Origin of the sequence: Sphingopyxis sp. YR583, assembly GCF_900108295.1 — a bacterium.
Taxonomy (GTDB): Bacteria; Pseudomonadota; Alphaproteobacteria; order Sphingomonadales; family Sphingomonadaceae; genus Sphingopyxis.
In genome coordinates, this window is record NZ_FNWK01000001.1 from 1,837,080 (window position 1) to 1,856,271 (window position 19,192).

The following is a 19,192-nucleotide window of genomic DNA, read 5'->3' on the forward strand; positions in this document are numbered from 1 at the left end:
CGACGAGCCATCTTACTCTCTGAAAAATCGACGGACGAAGCGCTATGCCAAATCGCTTTGTCCAGCAAAGTAACCGGTGTCATTCCTTGCGCGAGCGGGGGCAACGGGGCGATAAGGGAGGATGATAATGGCAATATATGCAACGCGGAGCATTCGCACTTTGACCCGGCTGGCGTGCGGCGCATCGCTTGCCGTGATCGCGGTCGCGCCGGCCTATGCGCAGGACACCGTCGCTGCTGACGAAACTGTCGCAGCCGAAGATGAGATCATCGTCACCGGCTTCCGCGCCTCGTTGGGCGCCGCGCTCAACGTAAAACGCGAGTCGGTCGCAGCGGTCGATGCGATCGTCGCCGAAGATATCGCCAAATTCCCTGACCAGAATCTCGCCGAATCGCTTCAGCGTATCCCGGGTATCACGATCCAGCGCGACGGCGGCGAAGGCCGCGGTATCACGGTGCGGGGCCTTGGCTCACAATTTACCCGCGTTCGCGTCAATGGACTCGAAACCGTTGCGACCTCGACCGACGGCGCATCGGCGAACCGCGACCGCGCGTTCGACTTCAACGTCTTCGCTTCCGAGCTGTTCAGTTCGATCGTCGTCCACAAGACGGCTTCGGCCGAACTCGACGAAGGCTCGCTGGGCGCGGTGGTCGATCTCAACACCGGCAACCCGCTTGGCGGCAAAGGTGGCTTCACCGCCGCGCTGTCGGCTCAGGGCAGCTATAATGATCTGTCCGAGAAGGTCGGGCCGCGCGTTGCCGGCCTGCTGAGCTGGGCCAACGATGCCGGCACGTTTGGCGTGGCCGTATCGGCCGCCTATTCGGACCAGAAAACCCTCGAACTCGGCAACAACAGTGTGCGTTGGGCGCAGGCGCGTTTCGACTCGGTCGACGGGACGCCATGCTGGACCGCCGCCAATTCGGGCGGCACCTATATTCCCGGCGCAGCATGCGATGCGGTCGCGCTCGCCTTCCACCCGCGCATTCCGCGTTATGGCGAAATTGCGCATGACAAGAAACGCCTCGGCATCACCGGATCGATCCAGTTCGCCCCGTCCGATGCGACCAAAATCTCGCTCGACGGGCTCTATTCGAGCTTCAAGCATCAGCGCCGCGAGCGTTGGGCCGAGGTGCTGCTGCGCAGCAACGAACGCTCGATCAACGTCAGCGATTATGAAATCGACGGCGACAATAATATGATCTCGGCGACGCTCGACGACGCTTGGGTGCGCACCGAACATTATCTGCGCAAGGCAAAGACCGAATTCTGGCAGGTCGGCGCGACGTGGGATCAGGATGTCAGCGACACGTTCCGCTTCACCCTGCTCGGCGGCCTGTCGAAATCGAAGGCATCGATTCCGCTCGAAACGACCATCGTCTTCGACGATCGCGATGCGCAGGACTATCGCTATGATTATAGCGACATGGAACGCCCGTTGCTGACCTTTGGCACCAGCGTGACCAATCCGGCGAATTTCCAGCTCGCCGAAATCCGCGATCGCCCGTCGGAGGTCGAGAACAAGTTCCGCACCGTGCAACTGCGCACCGAATGGGACATCAGCGACGATTTCACGGTCAAGGCGGGCGGCGTCTACCGCCGCTTCGACTTTGCCAGCATCGCCTTCACGCGTGACACCGTCGTGTGCGGCAACGGCGGGGTCGACCGCGTCCTCGGCACGCTCGCCTGTTCGCCGTCGTCGGCCTTCGGTCCCGCCGCGGTATATGGTTTCCCGGTCAATTCGGGGCTCGCCGACCTGTTCACCCTCGGCAAGGCGGGGCAGCCGTCGGGCACGACGACCGAATGGCTGGTCGCCAATCTGGATGCGACGACGGCCTTCACCAAACTCTATGATCGTGTCGCCGCAGTGGACGCCGGCAACAACCGCGCCGTGCGCGAAGAGGTGACGGGCGGCTATCTGCAGTTCGACGCCAAGGGCGAGCTCGCCGGCCTGCGCTATGCGCTCAACGCCGGCGTGCGCTACGTCCACACCGATCAGACGTCGAGCGGGCTCAATAGCGGTGCGGCGGTGACGGTGAAGCGCAGCTATGAAGACTGGCTGCCTTCCATGAACCTCGCGCTGTTCCCGCACGAGGACATCATCATCCGCGCCGCGGTTGCCGATGTGATGACGCGTCCTACGCTCGGTAATCTGACGCCGGGCGGATCCGTCGACGGGTTCAACTATCGCATCAACTACGGCAACCCGTTCCTCGATCCGTTTCGCGCGACCTCCTATGATCTCGCGTTCGAATGGTATTTTGCACCGCAGTCGATCTTCTCGGTTGCGCTGTTCAAGAAGGACATCGCGAGCTTCCCGGTCGCAACGACCGCGAGCGGCACCTTCGCATCGACTGGCCTGCCGCTGTCGGTGATCCCGCCGAGCAGCCCGGGCTCGATCAATCCCGAAGGTCAGCTTTGGACGATCACCTCGATCGGCAATGGCGAGGGCGCGAAGCTCAAGGGTATCGAAGTCTCGCTGCAGGCGCCGTTCAAATTCCTGCCCGGGTTCCTGTCGAACTTCGGCGGCATCGTGAACGCGACGTACGTCGATTCGGACGCCGACTATACGGTCGCCGGCCCGTCGATCGTCCCGGGCGGCGCGAATGTGTCGGCGGTGCGCAACGGTACGCTCTTCAATCTGTCGAAACGCGCCTATAACGGCACGCTCTATTATGACGACGGCAAGTTCAGCGCGCGTGCCTCGGTCAGCTATCGCAGCCGCTATGCCGACGCCAATAGCGGTACCGGTAACGTGTTCGAAGGCTATGGTTCGACGATCAATGTCGATGCCTCGGTCCGCTATGCGATCACCGACAATATCGAAATCTCGGTCGAAGGCATCAACCTGACCGACGAGTATCGCTATCGCTTCACCGATATCGATGCCGATCGGAATTACGAGAATAACCACTTCGGCCGCACCTTCCTGTTCGGTGCGCGCGTCAAGATCTGACGCAAAGGGTTAGTCCCGGTGAGGCCCGGTTTCCGCACGCGGGGGCCGGGTCTTTCTTTTTTTGAGGGAGAAGAGACCAGTGACCGATCGCCGCGACATGCTCAAACTTGCCGGAACGGGCCTGCTCGCGACCGGCCTCTCGGGTCTTGGCGCGCCAGCGGCATTTTCCATGTCGGCACCCGCTTCTTCCGGCCCGGCGCCCGCTTGGGCGAAGGGCTTTGACGGGCAGCGAAAGGCCGATCTTGGCGACGGACGCTTTCTCAATCCGATCTTGGCCGGCGACCATCCCGACCCGTCGATCCTGAAGGACGGCGCCGACTATTATATGACCTTCTCGACCTTCGATTCCTATCCGGGGCTGGTCATCTGGCATTCGCGCGATCTCGTGAACTGGCGGCCAATCGGCCCCGCGCTGACGAAGAATATCGGGGCGGTCTGGGCGCCCGAACTGTGCAAGCACAAGGGCCGCTATTATCTCTACATCCCGACCAAGGGTCCCAACACGAGCTGGGTGATCTGGGCCGACCGGATCGAGGGGCCGTGGAGCGAGCCGATCGACTTAGGGCTGCCCGATCATATCGATCCCGGCCACGCGGTCGGCGAAGACGGGTCGCGCTGGCTGTTCCTGTCGGGCGGTGATCGCGTCCGCCTGTCCGACGATGGCCTGTCGCGCATCGGCGAGCCCGAGCATATCTACGACCCTTGGCGCTACCCCGCCGACTGGGTGGTCGAAGGCTTTGCGCCCGAAGGGCCGAAGATCACGCGGCGTGGCGACTATTATTACATGATCACCGCGGTTGGCGGCACTGCGGGTCCGCCGACCGGCCACATGGTGATCGCCGCGCGCTCGAAATCGATCCACGGGCCGTGGGAGAATTGCCCCGCAAACCCGCTCGTCCACACCAAATCGGTAGCGGAGAAATGGTGGTCGCGCGGCCATGCGACGCTCGTCGAGGGGCCGGCGGGCGATTGGTGGAGCGTCTATCACGGATTCGAGAATGGATATTGGACGCTCGGGCGACAGGCGTTGCTCGACCCGATCGAATGGACCGACGACGGCTGGTTCCGCATGAAGGGCGGCGACCTGTCGCAGCCGATCGCAAAGCCGAAGGGGGGCACGGTGGCTGGACCGCACGGCATGGCGCTGTCCGACGATTTCACCAGCCTCGCGCTTGGCGCGAAATGGAATTTCTTCAAGCCCGCGGCCGACGAACGCAGCCGCGCGCGCGTCGAAGACGGCGCGCTGGTGTTGACGGGACGCGGCAAGGCGCCGGTCGATTCATCGCCCCTGCTGCTGATCGCGGGCGATCAGGCCTATCGCTTCGAATGCGATATCGAAATCGCGCCCGGCTGCACCGCGGGGCTGATCCTTTTCTATGATGAGAGGCTCTATTGCGGGCTCGGCTTCGATGGCGAGCGTTTCGTGACCCACCAATATGGCATCGAACGCGCGCGGCCGGTCAATCCGCATGGGGCTCGCATGCGGATGCGCGTCACCAATGATCGCCACATCGTCACCTATGATACCAGCGGCGACGGCGGGAAGACGTGGACGCGTTTCGATCGCGGCATGGAGGTGTCGGGATACCACCATAATGTGCGCGGTGGGTTCCTGATGCTGCGCCCTGGCCTCTATTCGGCAGGGGAGGGCGAAGCGCGTTTTTGCAATTTCACCTTCCGTGCGCTCGACTAGAGCGTCACACCCGACTTCCAGATCGCGATATCGCGCTCTTCATTCGCTTCGGCTTTGGTCGGCGCGCCCGACGCGGTGGCGGCGATCAGGTCGAGCAAGGCGTCCGATGCGCTGTCGAAGCCCCCATCGAGCACCGCCCCAGCGTCGAAGTCGATCCAGCCCGTCTTGCGCTGCGCCAGCGCGCTATTCGATGCGATCTTCAGCGTTGGCGCCGGAAAGCCGAGCGGGGTTCCGCGGCCGGTGGTGAACAGGATGATCGTCGCGCCCGCCGCGGTCAGCGCGGTCGACGACACCGCGTCATTGCCCGGCGCTTCGAGCAGGGTCAGCCCGGCGAGCGTTGCTTCGCCGCCGTAACGCCGCACGTCGACGACGGGCACTTTGCCCCCCTTTTGCACCGCGCCGAGCGATTTTTCCTCGAGCGTCGTGATCCCGCCCGCAATATTGCCGGGCGACGGATTCTCGCTCACGGGTTCGCCGTTGCGGATGAAATAATCCTTGAAATCCTGCACCAGCCGGACCGTCTCGTCGAACACTTCGCGCGATATCGCGCGGTCCATCAGCACCTGTTCGGCACCGAAAATCTCGGGAATCTCGGTCAGTACCACCTTGCCGCCCGCCGCCGCGACCGCATCCGCCATGCGTCCGACGAGCGGGTTGGCGGTCAGCCCCGACAGGCCGTCGGATCCGCCGCATTTCACTCCGAGGACCAGTTCTGACAGCGGCACTTCGCTACGCTGCGCGTCGGCGCAGCCTGCGACCAGCTCGTCGACCAGCGTCAAGCACGCCGCCTCGTCATCCTCGACCGTCTGCGCCGACAGGGTGCGGATATGGGCGTGGCGCTCGGCCGGGATCAGGTCGAGCAATGCGCCGAGCTGATTGCTCTCGCACCCCAGCCCGACGATCAGCACGCCGCCCGCATTGGGGTGCTGCGCCAGTGCTGCAAGTAGCGCACGCGTATGGCCCAGATCGTCGCCGAGCTGCGAACAGCCAAATGGGTGTTTGAAGGCATGCACCCCGTCGATGCGCCCCGCATAGCGTTCGCCCGCGATCCGCGCGACGCGCGCGGCGAGGTTGCCGACGCAGCCAACCGTCGGCAGGATCCAGATTTCGTTGCGCGTCCCGACGCGGCCGTCGGGACGGATATAGCCGCGAAAGCTATTGGAGACCGCGGCTGCTGGCGCCGCTTCTGGTGCTCCCACGCGATAAACATAATCGCCGTCGCCATTCAGCGCCGTCGCCAGATTATGGCTGTGGATATGGTCGCCCGGTGCGATGTCTGCGGTCGCGATGCCGATCGGAAAGCCATATTTGATCACCGCCGCGCCTTGCGCGATCGGGGCGAGGGCAATTTTGTGTCCGCGCCCCACGGCGGCCGCGGTTCGCAGGTCGGCGTCGGCAAACAGCCGATCACCCATCGCGATGTCGGCAATCGCAGTCACGACATTGTCGGCGTCATGGACGCGAACCGCGCGGGTTTCGATCGGGTCGATCATCGCCGCTCAGCGCCAGACATGGCGAAGTAATTTGTCATACATCTGATAACTGCTTGCTTTTGACACCGGTGTCTCTTACACCGCTTCGCGGAAGAGGGAAATGAGAAAGATGCTGGCGACAAGCGATCAAAAGAATGTAGCGCGTGCATTAATCGACGCGCGTGCGGGAAAGACACCGCTTACCGTCTATCCTGGCACGATGCCGGAAACGATGGCCGAGGCTTATGCGATCCAGGATAGCGCGATCGCACTCGACGGGCGCCGCGTCGGCGGATGGAAGGTGGGACGAATCGCTCCCGAACTCGTTGAGCGTTACGGCCGCAACCGCCTGACCGGCCCGATCTTCACCGACGAGATTTTCGATGGCTCCGCCGATCCGGTGATGCCGGTCTATGTCGACGGGTTCGCTGCGGCGGAGGCCGAGGTGTTGCTCTGTTTCGGTGATATCGGGACACGCGACTATGACATCGACAGCGTGCGCGAGTGCATCGCCGACGTCCGAACCGGCATCGAGATCGCGAGCTCGCCTTTTCCCGAGATCAATCGCCACGGCCCCGCAGTCACCGCGTCGGACTATGGCAATAACAAGGGTCTGATCCTCGGTCCGCCGATCCCCGACTGGCAGGACGTTGACCTCATCGGCATGCCGGTTGAAATGGCGATCGATGGCGAAACCGTCGGTGCGGCGACGATGGAGAATATGCTCGACGGCCCCTTCGGCTCGGCGCTGTTCCTGATCGACATCCTGCGCGCGCGCCGTATCGCGATCCCGCCCGGCACCTGGGTGTCGGCGGGGGCAATTACCGGCATCCATGAAGTCCGGCCCGGCCAGCGCGCCGAAGCACTGTTCGACGGAAAAATCCGCGTCAGCTGCTCGATCAAAAGCTACTAAAGCAAAAACGGGAGAGGTTTATGGCACAGGCATTCGCAGGCGGAGGTACGGCGGCGCCAGTGCCGAAGTCGGGACGTTGCCGCTGGCTGATCGTCGCGGTGCTGTTTGCCGCGACCACGGTCAACTATATCGACCGCACCATGCTCGGTTTGCTCGCACCGACACTCGGAACCGAACTCGGGTGGAGCGAGAATGACTATGGCAACATCGTCACCGCTTTTCAGGCCGCCTATGCGCTTGGCTTCCTGCTCATGGGCTGGCTGATCGACCGTTTCGGGCCGAAGGTCGGTTACGCGATCGCGATCAGTATCTGGACCGTCGGCCATGTCGCGCACGGTTTCGCCTCGTCGGTGGTCTCTTTCATGATGGCGCGCGTCATCCTCGGCGTCGGCGAGGCGGGGCATTTTCCGTCGGTCGTGCGTGCGTCGAGCGAATGGTTTCCGCAAAAGGAACGCTCTTATGCGATCGGCTGGGTCAATAGCGCGACGACGATCGGCGTTATCCTGACCGCGCCGACAATCTGGCTGTTCATGGTCTGGATGGACTTCGACTGGCGCCAGACCTTCATCTACACCGGTGCTTTCGGTGTGATCCTGCTGCTGCTCTGGCTCTGGCTCTACAGCAATCCGCGCGAGAGCGGGAAGGTCAGCGATGCCGAACTTGCATGGATCGAGCATGACCCGCCCGAAAAGATCGAGCGTCTCGGCTGGGGCGCGATCGTCACCAAGCGCGAAGCCTGGGCCTATGCGACCGGCAAGTTTCTGACCGATCCGGTCTGGTTCCTGATGCTCTTCTGGCTGCCCAAATATTTCAGCACCACCTACAATGTCGATCTCAAGGTCGTGCTGCTGCCGATGATCATCATGTATCTGCTCTCCGACGTTGGCAGCATCCTTGGCGGCTGGGTGTCGTCGAAGCTGATCCAAACTGGGCACAGTGTCAATTTCGCGCGTAAGGCGACGATGCTCGGCGCGGGTTGCTGTGTCCTGCCTTTGCTGTTCGTTTCGGGACTCGACAATATGTGGCTCGCGGTCGTGCTGATCGGCATCGCGCTCGCGGGCCATCAGGCCTTTTCGTCGACGATCCTGTCGATCCCGCCCGATATGTTCCCCAAACGTGCGGTCGGTTCGGTGATCGGGCTCGGCGGTTTTGCGGGCGGCGTCGGCGGGATGATCATGGCGAAATCGACCGGGCTGGTGCTCGATGCGACGGGCGGCAATTACACGGTGATCTTCGCTGCCTGTACGGTCGTTTATTTCCTTGCCGTGCTGGCGATCCATCTTTTGAGCCCGCGCCTCGCGCCGGTCACCGTCGAAAGCAAAGCCTGATCCCATGTCGCGCCCGTTGGTTCTCTCCCCCGATCGTCTCTTTCCATCCGATCCGGCGCAGCGCGACATCGCGCGCCGGCTCTACAAGGACGTGGCGGGTCTGCCGATCATCAGCCCGCATGGGCACACCGACCCGAGCTGGTTTGCTGGCAACGCTCCCTTCGGCAATGCGACCGAAATGCTGCTGCATCCCGATCATTATGTGTTCCGTATGCTCTATTCGCAGGGCGTGTCATTGGGTGCGCTCGGTATCCGCAACCGCGATGCGGACCCACGCGAGAGCTGGCGGCTTTTCGCGCAAAATTACCACCTCTTCCGTGGCACTCCCAGCCGCATGTGGATGGATTGGGTGTTCGCCGAGGCCTTCGGCTTCGACGTGCAATTCTCTGCCGAGACTTCGGACCTCTATTACGATCGCATCACCGAAGCGCTGGAGACCGACGCCTTCCGCCCGCGCGCGCTGTTCGACCGTTTCGGAATCGAGGTGATAGCGACGACCGAAAGCCCGCTCGACACGCTCGAACATCACGCGGTGACCCGCGCCGCCAACGCGAGCGGTGAATGGGGCGGGCGCGTGATCACGGCCTATCGTCCCGATCCGGTTGTCGATCCGGAGTTCGAGGGCTTCCGCGACAACCTCAAGCGTTTCTCCGACCTCTCGGGCGAGGATGCCTTCAGCTACGCGGGCTATCTTGCCGCACACCGGGATCGCCGCGCCTTCTTCGCCGAAATGGGTGCGACCTCGACCGACCATGGCCATCCGACCGCCGCCACCGCCGACCTGTCGGACGCCGAGGCCGAGGCGCTGTTCGCCCGCGTCACCGGCGCCGATGTCAGCGCGGCCGATGCGGAGTTGTTCCGCGCGCATATGCTGACGGTGATGGCGGGGATGAGCCTTGACGACGGGCTGGTGATGCAGATTCATCCCGGCGCGTTCCGCAACCACAATCCTTGGCTGTTCGACCATTATGGCCGCGACAAGGGTGCGGATATCCCGACCAGCACCGACTATGTCCATGCGCTGCGCCCGCTGCTTGGGCGTTATGGCAATGAGGCCGCGCTGACGATCATCCTCTTCACTTTGGACGAGACGAGCTACGCGCGCGAACTCGCTCCGCTCGCGGGCCACTATCCGGCGCTGAAGCTCGGCCCGGCCTGGTGGTTCCACGACAGCCCCGAGGGCATGCGCCGCTTCCGGACCCAGATGACCGAGACCGCGGGCTTCTACAACACCGTCGGCTTCAACGACGACACGCGCGCCTTCCTGTCGATCCCGGCACGCCACGACGTCGCGCGGCGCATCGACTGCGGTTTCCTTGCGCAGCTCGTCGCCGAACACCGTATGGAGGAGTGGGAGGCCGCCGAACTCGCGACCGACCTAAGCTACAATCTCGCCAAGGCGGCCTATAAGCTGTGAGGCTGACGGCGCACACACCGCTCCCGGCTTCCGTTAAGGCGCCGGGCTACGACCGCGAGCGCCAAGCGGCGGGCATCGTCCATATCGGCATTGGCGCGTTCCACCGTGCGCATCAGGCGGTTTATACCGACGATGCGATGGCGGCGGGTGACGGTGACTGGGGCACCATTGGCGTGTCGTTGCGCTCGGGCGACGTTGCGGCGCAGTTGAACCCGCAGGACGGGCTCTACACCGTCAGCACGCGCAGCGCAGCAGGGACCGAGTTGCGGATGATCGGCGCGGTGCAGAAAGTGCTCGTCGCGGCTGAGGATCCGCAGGCCGTGATCGACGCGATCGCCGCGCCGACAACGCATATCATCAGCTTCACCATCACCGAAAAGGGCTATCTGCGCCGCGCCGACGGGTCGCTCGATCTGGCCGCTGCGGTCGGTGGGGTGAGCCTCTATCGCTTCGTTGCCGCTGGCCTCGCCGCGCGCAAGGCCGCTCGGCTCGGCGGCGTCACTCTGCTTAGCTGCGACAATCTCGCGGGCAATGGTGCGGTGCTAAGCCGCTTGATGCGCGAATATCTTGCCGCCTATCACCCCGACCTTTCGGCGTGGTTCGACGGCGAATGCACTTGCCCCGCAACGATGATCGATCGGATTGTTCCGGCGACTACCGACGCCGACCGTGTGGCCGTCGAAGCGACCCTGGGCGCGCGTGACGAGGGTGCGGTTGTCACCGAAGCTTTCAGCCAGTGGGTGATCGAGGATGATTTCGCTGGCCCGCGTCCGCGTTGGGAAACTGTCGGCGCCGAACTGGTCGCCGATGTTGCGCCCTATGAGACGGCGAAGCTGCGTATGCTCAACGGCGCGCATTCGGCGCTTGCCTATATCGGGCTTGGCGGCGGCCATGAATATGTCCATCAGGCGATTGCCGACCCCGACATTCGGCCGATCATCGAACGGCTGATGCGCGAGGAGGCTGCGCCGACGATCGACGCGGCGTCGGGGCAGGATCTAGCCGCTTACGCCGATGCGTTGATGGGTCGCTTCGCCAATCCGGCGCTCCATCACCGCCTGATCCAGATCGCGATGGACGGCAGTCAGAAGATCCCGCAGCGCTGGCTCGAAACGCTCGCCTGGCATCAGGAACGCGGGCAGCGTTGCCTCTCGCTCGAAACGGCTGTCACAGCATGGATTGCCTTCCTGCGCAGCGACCATGCGATCGACGACCCACTCGCCGACGCGTTGCGCGCAGCGGCGGCCGGTCCGGATGCAATCGAAAGGCTGTTCGGCGACGGCGGCCTGATCCCCTCCGACTGGCGTCCGGTTTAAGCCGGAACCAGCAACGCCCGGCTCTCGCGCACCTCGGTATCGAGCCAGTCGATGAAGGCCCGGATGCGCGGCTGCGGCGCGACGTCGCGGTGGAGCGCGAGCCAGAAGGCGCGCGCGATCGTCTGCTCGGGCCGCACGCGCACCAGTGCGGGGTCACCGCTCGCGAGGAAGCAGGGCAGCACGCCGACCCCCGCACCGCCCGCAATCATCCGCCGCTGCGCTAGGATCGACGAGGAGCGCACAGTTGCGCGGAGCCCCGGCTCGATCTCGCCCAGATAGTCGAGTTCGGGCGCGTAAAGAATGTCGGGCATATAGCCGATCACCGGGATGCCGGTGCGCGACAGCGGGGCGTCGGCGACCGCCGCCTGCCAGTCGGGCCGCTCGGCGGGGGCGTAGATGCCTAGGCTATAATCCGACAGCTTGCGCGTGATCAGCGGGCCCTTGCGCGGTCGTGCCAGCAGCACCGCCATATCGGCCTCACGCCGCGACGGATTGAGGAAACCCGACGAGGCGACCAGATCGATCTCGAGTTCGGGATGCGCCGCTACAAAACCCGCCAGCCGCGGCGCGATGAAGCTGTTGCCGAAGCCTTCCGACACGCTGACCCGCAATTGGCCTGACAGCGCGGTCGCATCTTCGCGTGCCGAATGGATGCGCGCCGCCGCCGCCGCCATCGCTTCGGCGTGCGGGACGAGCGCTCGGCCGGCGGCGGTCAGAACGAAACCCGACGGCGCACGTTCGAACAGCGTCTGGCCGAGCGCGGCTTCGAGGGCGCTCACGCGGCGGCTCACCGTCGTCGCATCTACATGCAGCGCCGCGCTGGCCCGCGCGAGCGTACCGTGGCGCGCAACGAACAGGAAATATTGCAGCCTATCCCAATCCATATCCTGCAAATATGCAGGATCATGCTGCAAGTCTATCCCTTGCAATCGCGTCGTAACTCGGCTGTGGCAGCGCCAACATCTAATGGGAGAATCGAACATGCGACAGATCGACCATCACATCGTCGGCGGTGCCGGCGGCAGCGCCCGCCAGGGCGACGTCTTCGACCCCAACAGCGGCGGTATTCAGGCGCAGGTCGCGCTCGGCGACGCGGCGCTTCTGGAGCGTGCGGTCGCCGCGGCGAAAAAGGCGCAGCCGGCGTGGGCCGCCACCAACCCGCAGCGCCGTGCGCGCGTGATGTTCGAATTCAAGCGCCTCGTCGAAGCGAATATGGACGAACTCGCGCACCTGCTGTCCAGCGAGCATGGCAAGGTGATCGCCGATTCGAAGGGCGACATCCAGCGCGGGCTCGAAGTCATCGAATTCTGCTGCGGCATCCCGCATGTGCTGAAGGGCGAATATACGCAGGGCGCCGGCCCCGGCATCGACGTCTATTCGATGCGCCAGCCGATCGGCATTGGCGCGGGCATAACCCCGTTCAACTTCCCCGCGATGATCCCGCTGTGGATGTCGGGCGTCGCGATCGCGACGGGCAACGCCTTCATCATCAAGCCGAGCGAGCGCGACCCGTCGGTTCCCGTCCGCCTAGCCGAACTCTTCCTCGAAGCCGGGCTGCCTGAAGGCATTTGCCAGGTCGTCCATGGCGACAAGGAAATGGTCGACGCGATCCTCGACCATCCCGATATCGGCGCGGTCAGCTTCGTCGGCTCGTCGGACATCGCGCATTATGTTTACAATCGCGGCGTCGCGAACGGCAAACGCGTGCAGGCGATGGGCGGCGCGAAGAATCATGGCATCGTCATGCCCGACGCGGACCTCGACCAGGTCGTCAACGACCTGACGGGCGCTGCCTTTGGCTCGGCGGGCGAGCGCTGCATGGCGCTGCCCGTCGTCGTCCCCGTCGGCGACGAGACCGCCGAGCGCCTGAAAGCCAAGCTGATCCCCGCGATCGCGGCGCTGCGCGTCGGCGTGTCGACCGATGCCGAGGCGCATTATGGCCCCGTCGTGACGCAGGCGCACAAGGAAAAGGTCGAGGGCTGGATCGCGAAATGCGCCGACGAAGGTGCCGAACTCGTCGTCGACGGCCGCGGCTTCGCGCTGCAGGGGCATGAAAAGGGCTTCTTCATCGGCCCGACCCTGTTCGACCATGTCACAACCGACATGGAATCGTACAAGGAAGAAATCTTCGGCCCCGTGCTGCAGATCGTCCGCGCCCCGGATTTCGAAACCGCGCTCGAACTGCCGTCGAAGCACCAGTACGGCAACGGCGTTGCGATCTTCACGCGCAACGGCCACGCCGCGCGCGAATTCGCCGCGCGCGTCAACGTCGGCATGGTCGGCATCAACGTGCCGATCCCGGTTCCCGTCGCCTATCACAGCTTTGGCGGCTGGAAGCGCTCGGCATTCGGCGACACCAACCAGCACGGCATGGAAGGCGTGAAGTTCTGGACCAAGGTCAAGACGATCACGCAGCGCTGGCCCGACGGTTCGCCCGACGGGGGCAACGCCTTCGTCATCCCGACGATGGGCTGATCGGACGCGCGAGATGAAACCCGGCTCGGCCATCGGGCATTCTTCCAATAACGGTGCCGACATCGGGTCGGCGCCGCGAGGAGAATGACGATGCCACGCTGGGTTTTTCTTGCCGCGACGCTTTTGCTTGCCGCGTGCAGCGGCGGCAAGGACGAGGAATCCGGGCCTGAAGCCAGCGCGAGCATCGGCCCGCTGCAAAAGGCCGAGCGGCCCGCACCCGCCGAAAAACCCGAACCGGCGGTTGACGCCGATCTGCCCGATGCCGCGGCGGAAGCCCCGACAAAGCCCGAACCCAAAACCGCGGGCGATGGCAAGACGATCCCCGCCGCGATCCGCGGCCGCTGGGCGCTCAAGGCCGCCGATTGCAAGGCGAAGAAGGGCAGCGACCTCACCGCGCTGACGATCGACGCGACGAACCTGCGCTTCTACGAATCGCACGGCGAACTCGCGCGCGTTCGGGATAGTGATGCTGGCCGCATCGTCGCCGACTACAAGTTCAGCGGCGAGGGCGTCGAATGGGATCGCCGGATGCAACTCGACCTCGCCGATGGCGGAAAAACACTGATCCGCCGCGACGAGGGCGAGGGTGCCGCCGCGGGCCCGATGCGCTATACGCGCTGCGTCTGATGGTTTTGAAAGGGAGACTTGTGATGGACATTCGCTTGCTTGCAATTGCCGCGATCCTACCGCTCGCCGCGTGCACACAGGAACGGCCGCCTGTCGAATCGACCCCGACCCCGCCCGCTGAAGCCGCGTGCAACGCCGACGCGGTGCAGTCGCTCGTCGGCCAGACGGCGACCGCCGACATCGGCGGCCAGCTGCTCAAGGGCAGCGGCGCGACGAACCTGCGCTGGGTGCCGCCGCGCACCGCGGTCACCATGGATTTCCGCCCCGACCGGCTGACCGTTTCCTATGACGACGCGCTCAAGATCGAACGGATCAGCTGTGGCTGAGCCGACCCGGCGCAATCATAGCTCGGCCTCCCCCTTCGAACCGGTCTACGGCTACAGCCGGGCGGTTCGGGTGGGGAACCGCATCGACGTCGCGGGCTGCGCGCCGATCGAACCCGACGGCAGCTCGACCCCCGGCGACGCCGGGGTGCAGGCGGCACGGTGCATCGCGATCATCGGCGAAGCGCTCGAGGCGTTCGGCGGCAGCTTTGCCGACGTCGTGCGCACACGCATGTACATCACCGACGCGGCGGATGCCGATCTGGTGGGACGCGCGCACGGGTCGGCATTTAAAAATGTGCGTCCGGCATCGACGATGCTGGTTGTATCCGCGCTGATCCGGCCCGAATGGAAAGTCGAAATCGAAGCCGAAGCCATTATCGAGAAGTGACCATGACCGACCAGTTCCAGCTTACCGACGACCAGCTCGCCATCCAGGATATGGCGCGCAAATTTACCGCCGACCGCATCACGCCCTTCGCGGCCGAATGGGACGAGAAAAGCCATTATCCCGTCGACGTGTGGAAGGCGGCGGGCGAACTCGGCTTCGGCGCGATTTACGTCGCCGAGGAATCGGGCGGTATCGGGCTTGGCCGATTGGAGGCGGCACTGATCATGGAGGCGATGGCCTATGGCTGCCCCGCGACGTCGGCCTATGTCTCGATCCACAATATGGCGACGTGGATGATCGACCGCTTCGGCGGCGCGGAGATCAAGGAACGTTTCTTGCCGAGCCTCGTCAGCATGGAAAAGGTCGCGAGCTATTGCCTGACCGAACCGGGTTCGGGGTCCGACGCGGCGGCGCTCAAGACCACCGCGAAGAAGGACGGCGACCATTATGTGCTGAATGGCACCAAGCAGTTCATTTCGGGCGCCGGCTATAACGACATTTACGTCTGCATGGTCCGTACCAGCGAGGAAAAGTCGAAGGGCATTTCCTGTCTCGTCATCGAAAAGGACACGCCGGGTCTCAGCTTCGGCGCGCCCGAGAAGAAGCTCGGCTGGAATGCCTCGCCGACCGCGCAGGTGATTTTCGAGGATTGCCGCGTGCCGGTCGAAAATCTCGTCGGTGCCGAGGGCGACGGCTTCCGTTTCGCGATGGCGGGGCTCGACGGCGGCCGTCTCAACATCGGCGCCTGCTCGCTTGGCGGTGCGCAGCGCTGCCTCGACGAGGCGATCGCCTACACCAAGGATCGCCAGCAGTTCGGGCAACCGATCGCCGATTTCCAGAACACCCAGTTCATGCTCGCTGACATGGCGACCGACCTCGAGGCATCGCGCGCGTTGCTTTATATGGCGGCGGCAAAAGTCACCGCGAACGCCCCCGACAAGTCGCGCTTTTCGGCGATGGCAAAGCGCCTGGCGACCGACAATGGCAGCAAGATCGTCAACGATGCGCTCCAGCTGTTGGGCGGCTACGGCTATTTGCGCGACTATCCGATCGAGCGTTTCTGGCGCGACCTGCGCGTCCATTCGATCCTCGAAGGCACCAACCAGGTGATGCGGATGATCGTCGGAAGGGATCTGCTGCGCCAATGACCGAAGATGTGCTTGTCGGCACCGACGTCCGCGTCGGCCGCCTGTCGCTCAATCGCCCGAAGGCGATCCACGCGCTCAACCTGCCGATGTGCGAAGCGATGATCGGCGCGCTCGTCAAATGGCGTGACGATGACGCGGTCGAGGCGGTGATCATCGACCATAGCGAGGGCCGCGGCTTCTGTGCCGGCGGCGACATTCGCATGCTTGCGGAAAGCGGCGCGAAGGATGGCAAGGAAGCGCGACAATTCTTCCACACCGAATATCGCCTCAACCATTTGCTCTTCACTTACCCCAAGCCCGTCGTCGCCTTCATGGACGGTATCACCATGGGCGGCGGGGTCGGCATTTCGCAGCCGGCGAAATATCGCGTCGCGACCGAGCATACGCGCTTTGCGATGCCCGAGACGGGGATCGGCCTGTTTCCCGACGTCGGCGGCGGTTGGTACCTGCCGCGCCTCGAAGGGCGCGTCGGCGCCTATCTCGCGCTTACCGGCGCGCGGCTCGACGGGGCGGAGTGCCTCGCGCTCGGGCTCGCGACCCATTATCTGCCGTCCGAAAAGCTCGCCGAGGCGAAGGAACGCATCGCGGTCGACCCCGACCGCATCAGCGGCATTTTGGGCGAATTGTCGGTCACCGCGCCGCCCGCCGCGATCACCCAGCATCTCGAACGGATCAACCGCCTGTTCGCGAGCGACACCTATGAGGATATCCTCGCCCTGCTCGAAGCCGATGGCGGCGAATGGGCCGAAAAAGAGCTGGCGACGCTCCACGGCAAATCGCCGCAGACGTGTAAGGTCGCGCTCCGCCAATTGCAGGAAGGCGGCGAGATGCACGACTTCGCGGCGCAGATGACGCAGGAATATGCGATCGGTAGCCGCGTCGTCGCGATGCACGACTTCATCGAGGGCGTGCGCGCGCTGATCGTCGACAAGGACAATAGTCCAAAGTGGGATCCGCCGACGCCCGAAGCGGTCACCGACGACTGGATCGACGCGATCTTTGCGCCGCTGCCGGAATCCGAGAAATGGACCCCGCTCACCTGACTTTGCCACCCACCTTCGTCACCCCGGACTTGATCCGGGCGCCATGACTACAGCGCAGCTATGGATCCCGGATCAAGTCCGGGATGACAACACCCGGAGATAGCCGAATGACTTACGAAACCCTCCTCGTCGAAACGCGCGGGGCCGTTACGCTGGTGACGCTCAACCGTCCGCAGGCGCTGAATGCGCTGAACTCGGGCGTGCTTGATGATCTGATCAAGGCCTTCGCTGCCTTCGAGGCTGACGACAGCCAGCGCTGCGCGGTGCTCACCGGTTCGGGCGACAAGGCCTTTGCCGCGGGCGCCGACATCAAGGAAATGGCCGACAAGCCCGCCGCTGATTTCTACCTCGAGGACTTCTTCTCGAAATGGACGAGCGACTTTGTGAAGAAGGTTCGCAAGCCGTGGATCGCCGCGGTGAACGGCTTCTCATTGGGCGGCGGCTGCGAACTCGCGATGATGGCCGATTTCATCATCGCGTCGGACAAGGCGAAATTCGGCCAGCCCGAAATCAAGCTCGGCGTCGCGCCGGGCATGGGGGGATCGCAGCGGCTGACGCGCGCGATCGGCAAGGCGAAGGCGATGGAAATGTGCCTGACCGGCCGGATGATGGACGCCGCCGAAGCCGAACGCTCGGGCCTCGTCGCGCGCGTCGTGCCGCATGACACGCTGGTCGAAGAGGCGGTAAAGACCGCGACGGTGATCGCATCGATGCCGCCGATGGCCGCAATGGTGAACAAGGATATGGTCAACGCCGCCTTCGAAACCACGCTCGATCAGGGGCTGATCTACGAACGCCGCCTGTTCCAGATCCTCGCGGCGACCGAGGACAAGGCCGAAGGCATGGCCGCCTTCATCGAGAAACGCGAAGGCGTGTGGAAGGGGCGCTGACATGAAAATCGCATTCATCGGACTCGGCAATATGGGCGGCGGGATGGCGGCGAATCTGGCGAAGGCAGGGCACGAGGTGCGCGCATTCGACCTCAGCGAAGAGGCGCTTTCGCGCGCGGTGGAAGCGGGTTGCACCCGTGCCGTATCGGCGGCCGAGGCCGTCACCGGCGCCGAGGCCGTCGTGACGATGCTCCCGGCGGGCAAGCATGTAGCGTCGGTCTACGAAAGCCAGGTCTTCCCGAACGCCGCGCCCGGCACCTTGCTCCTCGACTGCTCGACGATCGACGTTGCAACGGCGCGCGCGAATATCGAAGCTGCCACCGCCAAGGGCCTTGTCGCCGTCGACGCGCCCGTCTCGGGTGGCATCGCCGCCGCCAACGCGGGCACGCTGACCTTCATGGTCGGCGGCACCGGCGAGGGCTTCGCGCGCGCCGAGCCGATCCTCGCTAAGATGGGCAAGGCGGTGATCCACACAGGCGATGCGGGCGCGGGGCAGGGGGCGAAGATCTGCAATAATATGCTGCTTGGCGCTTCAATGGTCGCGACGTGCGAGACGCTTGCGCTCGCGCAGAAACTCGGGCTCGATCCGCAGAAATTCTTCGACATTGCCAGCGTGTCGTCGGGGCAATGCTGGTCGCTCACCAGCTATGCGCCGCTTCCGGGCGTCGGTCCGACGACACCCGCCGACAATGACTATAAGGGCGGGTTCGCCGCGGCGCTGATGCTCAAGGATCTGCGTCTTGCGATGGAGGCTGCGGCCAGCGTCGATGCCGACGTTCCGATGGGGTCGAAGGCGCGCGAACTCTACGAAGCCTTTGTCGAGGCCGACAAGGACGGCCGCGACTTTTCGGCGATCATCAAGACGCTTCAGTAAAAGTCGGCGGTCTCGCCGCCGTCGCGGCGCTCGGTCCGGTGCACCTGCGTCGGGGCCTTGCGCTCGCCGGTCCGGACCTCGATCCGGTCGCCAACCCGCCGCACCTCGGCCGGCGCCAGGATTCGCGCGCGCGCTATGCCGATCGCGCTAACCTGCGGTGTCGCGACGGGCGCGGCAGCCGGCGCGCTGCCGGCGAGCAAAAGGACGGCGAGGGCGGACATGGCGGTCATGCTCTGCCCTAACGGCAGGTCTTGCCAGCGCTTTAACCCTGAATCGCAAGTTTCCGGTCGCACCTGCGGCGACGCGACGGCAAAAGAAAGGCCGCCTGC

At 64.4% G+C, this 19,192-nt stretch carries 16 protein-coding genes and 1 pseudogene; 14 read left to right on the top strand and 3 right to left on the bottom strand.

The window, feature by feature from the left end; translation table 11 throughout:
* Positions 1-127 precede the first annotated feature (127 nt).
* Together BLW56_RS08520 and BLW56_RS08525 are read left to right on the top strand one after the other, a co-directional pair.
* Entirely contained in the window at positions 128-2,953 is a 2,826-nt protein-coding gene (locus BLW56_RS08520) for a TonB-dependent receptor (protein ID WP_256203353.1), read from the top strand.
* A gap of 97 nt (positions 2,954-3,050) precedes the next feature.
* A complete protein-coding gene (locus BLW56_RS08525) occupies positions 3,051-4,646 on the top strand; it encodes a family 43 glycosylhydrolase (protein WP_093510869.1) in 1,596 nt (531 codons plus the stop codon).
* Here the strand turns inward: BLW56_RS08525 and BLW56_RS08530 are convergent.
* Positions 4,643-6,139 carry a UxaA family hydrolase gene (locus BLW56_RS08530; protein WP_093510107.1) on the bottom strand — a complete coding sequence of 499 codons (1,497 nt, stop codon included), beginning with the start codon at positions 6,137-6,139 and terminating at the stop codon, positions 4,643-4,645. The genes BLW56_RS08525 and BLW56_RS08530 overlap by 4 nt on opposite strands.
* A 100-nt stretch (positions 6,140-6,239) precedes the next feature.
* Here BLW56_RS08530 and BLW56_RS08535 point away from each other — a divergent pair, with 100 nt between their 5' ends.
* The 4 genes from BLW56_RS08535 to BLW56_RS08550 are packed head-to-tail and all read left to right on the top strand — an operon-like array spanning position 6,240 to position 11,092.
* Positions 6,240-7,031, top strand: a complete 792-nt coding sequence (locus BLW56_RS08535; protein WP_256203354.1) for a 2-keto-4-pentenoate hydratase — start codon at positions 6,240-6,242, stop codon at positions 7,029-7,031.
* A gap of 20 nt (positions 7,032-7,051) precedes the next feature.
* Positions 7,052-8,359 carry an MFS transporter gene (locus tag BLW56_RS08540; RefSeq protein WP_093510109.1) on the top strand — a complete coding sequence of 436 codons (1,308 nt, stop codon included), beginning with the start codon at positions 7,052-7,054 and terminating at the stop codon, positions 8,357-8,359.
* 4 nt (positions 8,360-8,363) lie between these two features.
* Complete coding sequence (gene uxaC / locus BLW56_RS08545; protein WP_093510110.1) at positions 8,364-9,776, top strand: glucuronate isomerase; 1,413 nt, start codon at positions 8,364-8,366, stop codon at positions 9,774-9,776.
* The gene (locus BLW56_RS08550; protein ID WP_093510111.1) at positions 9,773-11,092 is read left to right on the top strand and encodes a mannitol dehydrogenase family protein; all 1,320 of its coding nucleotides are present in this window, start codon (positions 9,773-9,775) and stop codon (positions 11,090-11,092) included. The genes uxaC and BLW56_RS08550 overlap by 4 nt, the downstream gene beginning before the upstream one ends.
* Here the strand turns inward: BLW56_RS08550 and BLW56_RS08555 are convergent.
* Positions 11,089-11,976 (bottom strand): LysR family transcriptional regulator, encoded by an 888-nt coding sequence (locus BLW56_RS08555; RefSeq protein WP_093510112.1) that lies wholly within the window; start codon positions 11,974-11,976, stop codon positions 11,089-11,091. The two genes, BLW56_RS08550 and BLW56_RS08555, sit on opposite strands and share 4 nt — an antisense overlap.
* 97 nt (positions 11,977-12,073) lie before the next feature.
* Here BLW56_RS08555 and BLW56_RS08560 point away from each other — a divergent pair, with 97 nt between their 5' ends.
* The 8 genes and pseudogenes from BLW56_RS08560 to mmsB all read left to right on the top strand — a co-directional run.
* Positions 12,074-13,567, top strand: a complete 1,494-nt coding sequence (locus BLW56_RS08560) for a CoA-acylating methylmalonate-semialdehyde dehydrogenase (RefSeq protein WP_093510870.1) — start codon at positions 12,074-12,076, stop codon at positions 13,565-13,567.
* Positions 13,568-13,657: 90 nt separating this feature from the next.
* Positions 13,658-14,194 carry a hypothetical protein gene (locus BLW56_RS08565; RefSeq protein ID WP_093510871.1) on the top strand — a complete coding sequence of 179 codons (537 nt, stop codon included), beginning with the start codon at positions 13,658-13,660 and terminating at the stop codon, positions 14,192-14,194.
* A gap of 23 nt (positions 14,195-14,217) precedes the next feature.
* On the top strand, positions 14,218-14,520 hold the full coding sequence (locus tag BLW56_RS08570) for an I78 family peptidase inhibitor (protein ID WP_093510113.1): 303 nt from the start codon (positions 14,218-14,220) through the stop codon (positions 14,518-14,520).
* Entirely contained in the window at positions 14,513-14,908 is a 396-nt protein-coding gene (locus BLW56_RS08575) for a RidA family protein (protein WP_256203355.1), read from the top strand. Before BLW56_RS08570 ends, BLW56_RS08575 begins: the two co-directional genes overlap by 8 nt.
* A 2-nt stretch (positions 14,909-14,910) precedes the next feature.
* The gene (locus tag BLW56_RS08580) at positions 14,911-16,056 is read left to right on the top strand and encodes an acyl-CoA dehydrogenase family protein (RefSeq protein ID WP_093510115.1); all 1,146 of its coding nucleotides are present in this window, start codon (positions 14,911-14,913) and stop codon (positions 16,054-16,056) included.
* Positions 16,053-17,099 (top strand): enoyl-CoA hydratase/isomerase family protein, encoded by a 1,047-nt coding sequence (locus tag BLW56_RS08585; RefSeq protein WP_093510116.1) that lies wholly within the window; start codon positions 16,053-16,055, stop codon positions 17,097-17,099. The genes BLW56_RS08580 and BLW56_RS08585 overlap by 4 nt, the downstream gene beginning before the upstream one ends.
* Positions 17,100-17,206: 107 nt before the next feature.
* Positions 17,207-17,989, top strand: a complete 783-nt coding sequence (locus BLW56_RS08590) for an enoyl-CoA hydratase-related protein (RefSeq protein ID WP_093510117.1) — start codon at positions 17,207-17,209, stop codon at positions 17,987-17,989.
* A pseudogene (gene mmsB / locus BLW56_RS08595) lies at positions 17,988-18,863 on the top strand (3-hydroxyisobutyrate dehydrogenase); the annotation flags it as partial. The gene BLW56_RS08590 and the pseudogene mmsB, both read left to right, overlap by 2 nt.
* On the opposite strand, the gene BLW56_RS08600 reads toward mmsB, so the two are convergent.
* Positions 18,857-19,084, bottom strand: a complete 228-nt coding sequence (locus tag BLW56_RS08600; RefSeq protein ID WP_256203356.1) for a hypothetical protein — start codon at positions 19,082-19,084, stop codon at positions 18,857-18,859. The pseudogene mmsB and the gene BLW56_RS08600 overlap by 7 nt on opposite strands.
* Positions 19,085-19,192: the final 108 nt, after the last annotated feature.